General features: G+C 60.7%; 4 protein-coding genes and 1 pseudogene. 3 read left to right on the top strand and 2 right to left on the bottom strand.

Translation table 11 applies throughout. The features are described 5' to 3' along the window. Positions 1 to 12 precede the first annotated feature (12 nt). Together OLZ32_RS24155 and OLZ32_RS24160 are read left to right on the top strand one after the other, a co-directional pair. Positions 13 to 2,163 (top strand): ParB/RepB/Spo0J family partition protein, encoded by a 2,151-nt coding sequence (locus tag OLZ32_RS24155; RefSeq protein WP_264423202.1) that lies wholly within the window; start codon positions 13 to 15, stop codon positions 2,161 to 2,163. 116 nt (positions 2,164 to 2,279) lie between these two features. Further along, entirely contained in the window at positions 2,280 to 3,470 is a 1,191-nt protein-coding gene (locus OLZ32_RS24160; RefSeq protein WP_264423204.1) for a DUF932 domain-containing protein, read from the top strand. A 385-nt stretch (positions 3,471 to 3,855) separates the two neighbouring features. Here OLZ32_RS24160 and OLZ32_RS24165 read toward each other — a convergent pair. Together OLZ32_RS24165 and OLZ32_RS24170 are read right to left on the bottom strand one after the other, a co-directional pair. Further along, positions 3,856 to 4,137 (bottom strand): annotated as a pseudogene (locus OLZ32_RS24165) (mobile mystery protein B); the annotation flags it as partial. A gap of 77 nt (positions 4,138 to 4,214) precedes the next feature. Continuing rightward, positions 4,215 to 5,759, bottom strand: a complete 1,545-nt coding sequence (locus OLZ32_RS24170) for a Fic family protein (RefSeq protein WP_264423206.1) — start codon at positions 5,757 to 5,759, stop codon at positions 4,215 to 4,217. A gap of 143 nt (positions 5,760 to 5,902) precedes the next feature. Between OLZ32_RS24170 and OLZ32_RS24175 the strand changes: the two genes are divergently transcribed. Continuing rightward, positions 5,903 to 6,154, top strand: coding sequence for a hypothetical protein (locus OLZ32_RS24175; protein WP_264398069.1), 252 nt, complete (start codon positions 5,903 to 5,905; stop codon positions 6,152 to 6,154). Positions 6,155 to 6,294 lie beyond the last annotated feature (140 nt).

Below are 6,294 nucleotides of genomic sequence, written 5' to 3' on the forward strand. Positions count from 1 at the left end.
CGGAGAAATGAAATGGCCAAAGCCGTTCAGAAGATCACCCTGAACCGTTCGGAGGATATCCCCTTCGATAAGCTTGAACTCTCGCAGCAAAACGTCCGCAACATCAAGGCAGGTGTTTCCATCGAGGATCTTGCCGACGATATCGCCCGTCGCAAGCTTCTGCAGAGCCTCAGCGTTCGCCCGATCCTCGGCGAAAACGGGGATGAGACCGGTAGGTTTCATGTTCCTGCCGGAGGCAGGCGATACCGAGCGCTCGAACTGCTGGTTTCGCAGAAGCGCATGGCGAAGACGGAGCCGGTTCCCTGCATCGTCAAGCGCGGCGACGAGACCTCAGCTGAAGACGATTCTCTCGCCGAAAACGTCCACCGCGTCGATCTTCATCCGCTCGACCAGTACCGCGCCTTCCAGACGCTTCGCGAGCAAGGCCTCGGCGAGGAAGAAATCGCCGCTCGCTTCTTCGTCTCGGTCGCGACCGTCCGGCAGCGGCTGAGGCTTGCTTCCGTGTCGCCGCGCCTGCTCGATCTCTATGCTGAAGACGAGATGAAGCTCGAACAGATCATGGCTTTCTCGATCACCAATGACCATGTTCGGCAGGAACAGGTCTGGGATATGCTCTCGCGTCACCACACCCGCGATCCGTATTACATTCGCAGGCTGCTGACGGAGACGACGATCCGCGCAGGCGATCGCCGCGCCGTCTATGTTGGCGTCAAAGCTTATGAAGCGGCCGGCGGCGTGGTGATGCGCGACCTCTTCGACGAGGACAATGGCGGCTGGCTGCAGGATCCGGCGCTGCTCGAGCAGCTCGGGATCGAGAAGCTGAGGGCAGATGCCGAAGCCTTGAAAATGGAAGAAGGCTGGAAGTGGGTCGAGGCCGCTTTCGACTTCCCCTATGGCCACACGTCCGGTCTTCGTCGTTTCTATGGCGAATTACGGGAGTTTACCGAGGATGAGCTTGCCCTTCGTGATGCGCTGAAGGCCGAGTACGACAAGCTCGATGCGGACTATGCCAAAGCCGAAAGCTATTCCGAAGAGATCGAGCGCCGGCTTGAAGAATTGGGAAATGAGCTCGATCAACTCAATGACCGGCCCTATGTCTTCGATCCAGACGAGGTCGCGGGAGGCGGCGTCTTCATCACTCTTGCCGCCAACGGCGAGCTGAAGATCGAACGTGGCTTCGTCCGACCCGACGACGAGCCGCAGGTCGAGGCGGGCAGCGACGACTCCAAGGATGGCGACGGCGATATAGGTGACGCCACCAATGCATCGTCTTCTGTCGACGGCATCTCGATGAACGGCAAGGCCGTCTCCGATGACCAGCCGGCGGAGGAAGAGGACGACACCGTTCGGCCGCTCTCCGATCGGCTTATCATGGATCTCACGGCGACCCGCACCGTGGCGCTACGCAACGCGCTCGCCAATGATCCGGTCATCGCCTTCGTCGCGGTGCTGCACGCCTTCGTCCTGAAGATCTTCTATCTCTACGGCTCGGAATCATGCCTGGAACTGACGTTGCAGAGCGCGAAGTTCAGCCAGACGCAGGGCCTTGGCGACACGCTCTGCGCCAAGGAGATCGATCAACGGCAGGAGGCGTGGGGTCAGGATCTGCCGAAGAAGCCTGGGGAGCTCTGGGGCTACCTGGTCGCGCTCGACGACGTCAGCCGGCAGGCGCTCTTCGCCCATTGCGCATCGCTCTCCGTCAACGCCGTGATCGAGCCGTGGAACAAGCGGACGCGGGCGATCGCCCATGCCGATCAGGTTGCTCGCTCGATCGGCTTCGACATGGTCACTGCCGGATGGGTGCCGACGGTCGACAGTTATCTTGGCCGTGTCACCAAGGCGCATGTTCTGCAAGCCGTGCGTGAAGCGAAGGGTGAGCAGTCGGCCCAGCTGATCGACCATCTGAAGAAGCAGGACATGGCCCGCGAGGCCGAGCGTCTGCTCGATGGCAGCGGCTGGCTCCCCGAGCCGTTGCGGACCATCGGCAAGGAAACTACTTCAGATGATGTCTCGCCTGCGGCTGATGAAACCGGAGAGGATCCCGCTTCGGAGGTCAGCGTTGGCGACCTTCCAGCCTTTCCGGCCGACGCCGCCGATCTCTCCGATCAGCATCCGGACGCGCATGACGACGATGGTTACAGCCATCTCGACGCTGCCGAATAAACTCCGCAGCTGATCATTGGAGCCCCGGCGCCATCGCCGGGCTCTCACCAATCCCGCGTCAATCTCAACATCGCCCGGCCATCGCGCCGGGCTCTTTCGTTTCAGGAGACATCATCATGAACACCACACTTTTCAATTCCAGCCCGGTTTCGTCCGGCTTCAAGGTCGATATTTCGCGCGGGCAACGCATTGGTCGCGTCTCGTCCGAATGGTTCTCGCGTCCCGACGACGAGCGATATCTGTCGCTTTCCGAGCTCCACCATGCGGTGAAGAGCCGAGCCGATCATGCTCGTGCGCGAACCGTGGAAAGCTCGGCAATCCGGGTCGAGGCGACACGCGACAACGCCGAGCGCCTCGAGCTGATCGTTCCCGGCGACCGGCAGCCGATCGCGCCGACGCACTGGAGCTACGGCCAGCTCTGCAGCTTGGTCGGAGCTCCGGCAACCTACATGCGTCAGCTTCCTGCGCCGCTTGCCTCTATCAATCTGCAGCATGGTCTTCTCAACCATCGGGCCGAACTGGTGAAGACTCTGGAAATGGATGACGGTCGCATCGAGCTTCGGGCCGTGACCGGCCAGGAATACGGCCGTATCTGGGACCACGAACTGGTGGCCGCGGTGATGAAGATCGCCGGCAATGGGACCGGCGACACCATGTGGAAGGTCCCGGGTCTCCTCGATTGGGCGAGCATGACCCACAATCCGTTTGTCGACATCAGCAAAGACACGACGACGCTCTATGCCTCCGATCGCGATGTCTTCGTGTTTCTGGTCGACGATACCCATCCGATCGAGGCGGGACGTCTGCCCAACGGTGAGCCGGATCTGTTTTTTCGCGGCTTCTATGCGTGGAATTCCGAGGTCGGATCGAAGACCCTTGGTATCGCTTCCTTCTATCTCCGTGCTGTCTGTGCCAACCGCAATATCTGGGGCTCGGAAAACTTCGAGGAGATCAGTATCCGCCATTCGAAGTTTGCGGCCGAGCGTTTCGCGCACGAGGCGGCGCCGGCGCTGACGAGCTTCGCCAACTCCTCGCCTGCGGCCTTCGTTGCCGGCATTCGGGCGGCCCGCGAGCGCATCGTCGCCCGCAACGACGAGGATCGCCAGACCTTCCTGCGCCGGCGCGGATTTTCGAAAAGCGAAACGGGCAAAATCATCGAGACGGTTCTCTCCGAAGGGGGCCGCCCGCCGGAATCGATTTTCGACTTCGTCCAGGGGATTACGGCGCTCGCGCGTGATAAGACCAACCAGGACACCAGGCTGGAACTTGAAGGCAAGGCCAAGAAACTTCTCGAACAGGCCTCATGAGGACCGCTGCCGAATCCCGGCCCTCCCTGTGCATCACCAAACGGACCCACCGCCCGGCCTCGTGCCGGGCTTCTTTTTCCCAGAAGGCAATTCCAACGACTGATCTCGATACTCCTTGACGTCCATCGGAGTGGCTTGAATACGGAACGCACAGGCGGGGGCAGTGTCGGTTCCGCCTCTGTCGGCCGCTATGCTGAGGCTCCCGCGGCTGCCCTTGGTCCGCCCTTAGCGTGTCGAGAATTCCCGAAATCCCGTCTTGCGGCGCTTCTCTAATCGGTGTCGAGGTCAACCGCCGTTCGAGCTTTTCCCCGGAAAGGAAGAGATGACATCGTCATCCGCAGTCCGCCCGAAGGAGACATAGCACTGAAGGTCGGCTAAATAAGCCCTAGAAAGTGGTGGAGAGCAGCGGCATGATATCATGGTTGTCGGCTGCGCGAAGGGCTGCGAGGTAGCGAGTGCGCAGTTCACCGACATCGGCCAGAGTTCCGCCGCCCCAACTGAAACGCTCGTCGCCAAGACCTTCGATCAGAAGATCGGCCGCCAAGCGAGCGTGACAGCCATTTCCGTTTGGAAACGGGTGGATCGCGACCAGGCGATGGTGAAACCTGATCGCAATTTCATCCGGCGGAAATGTCTCATGCTCCACTCAATACCGGACGTCACTTAAGGCGAAGAGCGTCGCCTCTGACGCAGTGGAGCGACTAGATCTACTTCCGATTGGGAACAAAGACGCGAAAGCGGTGGTCAGGCCCGGTCTCGCTCGAATGCGTCGGCATAGAGCGCCTCGATCCTTTCGACCTCGGCGTCGTCCAGTGCAGCAAACTCCTTCGTGCGTGCTCTCTGCGACAGCCGGCCGTCGTTCTGCCCGAGGAACTTGTGTAGCAGTTCGGCTTGAGCCGTTGGCATGTCGATGATCTGCTGGACCCCTTCGGAAAACGTGTCGAACGCCTGCAGGAAGCGAACCTCTTGCGGTAGATCGTGTTCGACCGTCTGTTCGACGCAGGCATAGAGGAAGGTCGCATGCGCCGTGGCATCGAAATAGCGGTAGAAAGCGGCCGTGTCGTTTAGCACCTCCACATTGCCCGAGACCGTCGGACGCCATTCGATAAACGGAAGGAGCGGCGCCGACCAGGACTCCAATACCGCTCTGTACCGGTCGATGTTGCGTAAGATCACCGCGCTGACTGGAAACACGAGGCCGGGAGGACTGTAGGAAGCGGCGGCAAGCGCATGGTGGATAAGCCAGCGATGCAGGCGGCCGTTACCGTCCACGTAGGGGTGAATGTAGACGAAGCCGAATGCAAGACATGCCGCTGCCACGACCGGGTCCATCGCGCCCCGCGCGGCGCGGTCAGAGAATGCGATCAGGCCGCCCACCAGGCTTTCCAGATCCTCATGCCGCGCGCTGATGTGATCGGGGATGGGCATGTTGGTGTCTCGGTCATGTACGCCGATGAAACCGCCTTCGTCCCGAAGGCCGAGACGCACGAAGCGGGCGTCTCCGATGACGATACGCTGAAGGCGATTGAGTTCGTCGAGGCTGAGCGGACGCACGCCCGCTTGCGCGATGGCCTGGCCCCAGCGCGCTGCCCTTTGGCCCGATGGTCGCTCTCCTTCAATGGCGAAGGAGGACTTAGAATCGTTGAGCAGAATAAAAGCAGCGGCTCGCGCTACTAGATCGGGACGGACCCGCCCCATCGCCTCGCGTGCCCGTTCACCGAGCGCCTTTTGCGAGAATGCGGCGAGATCCGACGTCCGGCGAACCAGGGGGCAGAATGCCGGCGTACCCGGTAGATTGTTCGAGACCTTGTGCCGCGGAGAGGGATCGCCTTCGGCTAGTGCATATTGCTGATCCGGGTCGAGGATCGTCACCATCCGCACCTTCCCGGGATCGGGAATATCGAGCTGCCGATCGGTCAGCCACTCGTATAGGAACCAGAGGCGGCGCGCGAAAGCGCCAGTTGGCGTGGCCCGGATGATAGCCTCGATCTCGTCAGTCTCAATGATCTGGAACAGAGCCGATAACACCTGGAGATCGACGCCTTCGTATCTGAAGGCAAAAACCAGATGAGGGCCAAGCTCGGGCTGTGGACGATACCGGGGCGTCAGCATCAACCACGCCTCGGTTGATGTCGGATGATGTCGCTCGGCTATCGCGGTCATCCTTATAGGTGGCGGCAAGATCAGATCGTAGCGTGCCATGATCGCGGCATAGCCAGCCGGTTCACCGCGCTCAGGCAGCGGCCGTCCGTGAAAATCCCTCACACTCTGCGTAGGCCATTCACGCATCAGCGTCTCCGCGAAACTGGATCACTCGGTCTAGACCCGACCGTGAAAGTCGTTCACAGCTTGCGCAAAACTATCACCTCTTCTACTTTTTGTGAACACTAATCACCAGGCTCGGGAGCAAGTCGGCGGTCGATAACGGAGGAGTGGCAAACAAGCTCTGCTTTGCTCGCCGCAGCATCCATTGGTTTCCGTTTGGTCTTCGTGTTCCCCAGAATTTGGCGCAGCTGGCAGAGACGTTCGACCTGGCCGGCACGCTTCGCGCAGAGGCAATTGCGCAGGGACTGCCCATCGCCTTCAGAAAAGCCGACCCTCTTCGGGATATCATGCCCATCGCCGCCTTAGCGAACTCCAGCTCCGGGAAAAAGATAGGGCAGCAGCGGAACAGCACCGGCTGATCGCGGACAAATTGTGGTCAGGCAAAGATGCGGGCGTCAGCCTATAGCCTGCGATCCAGGCAAAGGAAATCAGGCTATAGCCTTCGAGCTGCGGGCGGTCGGCAGTATCGACTTCAGGATCGGGTTCGGCGTTGCCTGGG

The organism is Rhizobium acaciae (genome assembly GCF_025941625.1).
Classification (GTDB): Bacteria; Pseudomonadota; Alphaproteobacteria; order Rhizobiales; family Rhizobiaceae; genus Rhizobium; species Rhizobium acaciae.

Excerpts from the sequence above, each read along its gene's own strand:
- OLZ32_RS24155 (WP_264423202.1), top strand. The coding sequence starts at position 13 with ATGGCCAAAGCCGTTCAGAAGATCACCCTGAACCGTTCGGAGGATATC.
- OLZ32_RS24160 (WP_264423204.1), top strand. The coding sequence starts at position 2,280 with ATGAACACCACACTTTTCAATTCCAGCCCGGTTTCGTCCGGCTTCAAG.
- OLZ32_RS24170 (WP_264423206.1), bottom strand. The coding sequence starts at position 5,759 with ATGCGTGAATGGCCTACGCAGAGTGTGAGGGATTTTCACGGACGGCCG.